Consider the following 2676-nt stretch of genomic DNA (forward strand, 5'->3'; position numbering starts at 1 on the left):
AGCGCTGTACAGGCTGGAGCCCAGCAGCCAGATGGGGACATTGGTGCCGGCGCCGGGAATGGCTTTCACCGGTTGGCCTGGTTGTAGCGGCCCCAGCAGGTTCTGCAGACGGGCTACGTCTTGCGGGAATTGCTCGGCGCCCAGACCATCCCGTCGCAGTGCCCGGGCGGTGACCGGATCGGTGCCCGGCGCGCGGCCAAGGCCGAGATCGATTCGACCCGGATAGAGGCATTCCAGAGTGCCGAATTGCTCGGCAATCACCAGCGGTGGATGGTTCGGCAGCATGACACCGCCGGAGCCCACCCGGATACTCCCGGTTTTGCCAGCGATGTGCCCCACCAATACCGAGGTGGCGGAACTGGAAATCCCTTCCATATTGTGGTGCTCTGCCAGCCAGAAACGCTTGAAGCCAAGTGCCTCCGCATGCTGGGCGTAACGCACGCTGTTGGCCAGTGTCGTTGCTACGGAGTCGCCCTCGCGCACGGAGGCCAGTTCGAGCAGGGAGTAATCGGGTGTTCTGGACATGGGGTTCCGGTACCTGTGAAGAAACAACGGTGTTCAGCGTTTCACAATGACGCCAGCGGACGGTTTCTTCAAGGGTAATGACAGGAGGGGCAGGAGCATCCGTTAGTGCCGGATGCTCCTGCAAGCACTCGTTACGGTGCTGGCGTGTACATCTGAGTGGAGTACTCGCCCTGGACGGGCTTGCTGAGGGTTAGCTCTTCCTTGACGTAATCGACGAAGGATTGGGCATAGTCCAGAAAGGTATCCGTGGCTCGGCCATCCTCGCTGACGGTTCCGAAGGTCAGGTAGCCGTCACGGCCAGCCGCGGTGAAGCTGTTGGTGACGACGTTCAGGGTTTCAGCGTCGGTCAGAGCGCGCCAGGTGGTTTCACTCCGGGGCCGAACTTCGATGTCGTAAAGGCGTTCGCCAGCAGGCCTGGTCATGTCGACGGTCCAGCGCAGACCGGCGGCATAGGGGTAGGCACCCGTGGAGCCGCCTTCAACGTGGGCGAAATCCACTGCTTCATTCAGCACCTGTCTGATTTCTGCTCCGGTCATGGTCAGATCGGTAAGGGTATTGGCAAACGGCAGCAGGTTGTAGGCATCACCAATGGTGATATCGCCGGCCAGAATGTCGGTGCGAACGCCGCCGGCGTTCTGGATCGAAACATCGGCATTCTTGCTCTGGAACAGGAAGGCCTGAGCCACCAGGTTCGGGATATCCCCCCCACGGTTCGGGTCTTCGTTGGCGCAGGTGTCATCGCCGTATGGCCGGCCGGGAATTCGGGCCAGGCACAGGTCCTCGGATGCGGTACCGATGACCTGATTGCGGAAGCTGTCCAACTGGTTGGCGTACGTGGCCAGGGTTTGAGCGCCGGTCGGGTCGTCCGTCACAAGGCTGAGTTGCGGGTCCGCCTCGATGGCTGCCCGAATGGCGGCCAGTTCCTCGCCTTGGGGTTGGTAGCCATCGTCGGTGCCGTCATCACGGATGATGGGGTTGCCCAGGAGCAGGTGTGGCGTTCCGGAGCAGGAGGAAACAGTGCCATTGTTCTCCCAGGTCACGCTCAGTTCACCCAGCACACGCGAATACTGCCAGGCCTGGGCCACGCACACTTTGTCGCCGTCGGCATTGGTCACTTCGGTGGGGTAGGGGCCGGAGGCACTCAGGCCGTAGGCGTCAAAGTTGCCAAGCAGGGTGTGGGAATCTCCGCCGATAATGACATCCACTCCAGACAGGCGCTCGGCCAGTGCCAGATCGTTGGCATACTGGTAGTGGGTCAGCAGGATGATCTTGTCGATGCCCTGGTCGTTCAGCTCATCAATCATGGCCTGGGCGGTTTCGGTTTCGTCCAGAAACTCAGTGCTTGCCAGCGGGCTTGAGCTGTTGCGGGTTTTGTTGGCGATGTCGATGCCGATGATGGCCACCTGCTGGCCATCGATGTTCTTGATGGTGTACGGCTGAATGTAATCGTCCTGGGCCACCGGGGCCAATGGGGTGCCGATGGCCGGTTTGACGTTGGCCGCGAGAACCGCCGTGTTACAGCTGCCTGCCGCCAGGTAGTCGAGGAACTTCACCAGTCCTTCATCACCACGATCAAACTCGTGATTGCCCAGGGCAAAGGCATCAAAACACACCTGGTTCATCAGCTCGGCATCGGCCTCACCTTCGAAGGAGGTGAAGTACAGGGTGCCGGTCATGGCATCTCCGGCATGCAGCTTCAGTACATTGTCCAGTTCGGCGGTTCGTTCGTTGATCTTGGCGATCACCCGGGGGAAGCCGCCGGCGCTGAATTCGGTTTCTTCACCAGCGATATCCAGGGACTGTGAGCCCGCTTCCAGATGGGAGTGGTGGTCGTTGATATGCAAGATGTTAACGGTAAAGCGCTCGGTTTCCGTTGCGGGCGCGTCGTCGTTATCACTGTTACAGCCGGTCAGGGCAATCAGCGGGATTGCCAGCCAGAGTCCTTGTCGAATCATTACTCTATCTCCGTTGTGGGGGTTAGCGGCTGGTCAGCACGCGAATCAGGGCGATCAGGTCGTGATGGCTGATTCGCCCGTCACCGTCAATGTCGTAAGCCGGAGCCGTGGCTTTGCCTAACAGTATCGCCAGCACCAGGCGCGACAGGTCCCGGCCGTTAACGCGGCCATCGCCGTTCAGGTCGGCGCGGTCTGC

At 60.7% G+C, this 2676-nt stretch carries 3 protein-coding genes; all 3 read right to left on the reverse strand.

Features of this window, described 5'->3' with window-relative positions; translation table 11 throughout:
- On the reverse strand, positions 1 to 525 hold a 525-nt coding region (locus B3Y70_RS05880; protein WP_288589389.1), incomplete at its 3' end, for an MsnO8 family LLM class oxidoreductase.
- A 131-nt stretch (positions 526 to 656) separates the two neighbouring features.
- Positions 657 to 2480, reverse strand: a complete 1824-nt coding sequence (nadN, locus tag B3Y70_RS05885) for an NAD nucleotidase (RefSeq protein WP_288589391.1) — start codon at positions 2478 to 2480, stop codon at positions 657 to 659.
- 22 nt (positions 2481 to 2502) lie between these two features.
- Entirely contained in the window at positions 2503 to 2661 is a 159-nt protein-coding gene (locus tag B3Y70_RS17585) for a dockerin type I domain-containing protein (protein WP_414674110.1), read from the reverse strand.
- Positions 2662 to 2676 lie beyond the last annotated feature (15 nt).

The sequence above is a fragment of the Marinobacter sp. UBA5687 genome (genome assembly GCF_002420325.1).
Lineage (GTDB): Bacteria > Pseudomonadota > Gammaproteobacteria > Pseudomonadales > Oleiphilaceae > Marinobacter > Marinobacter nauticus.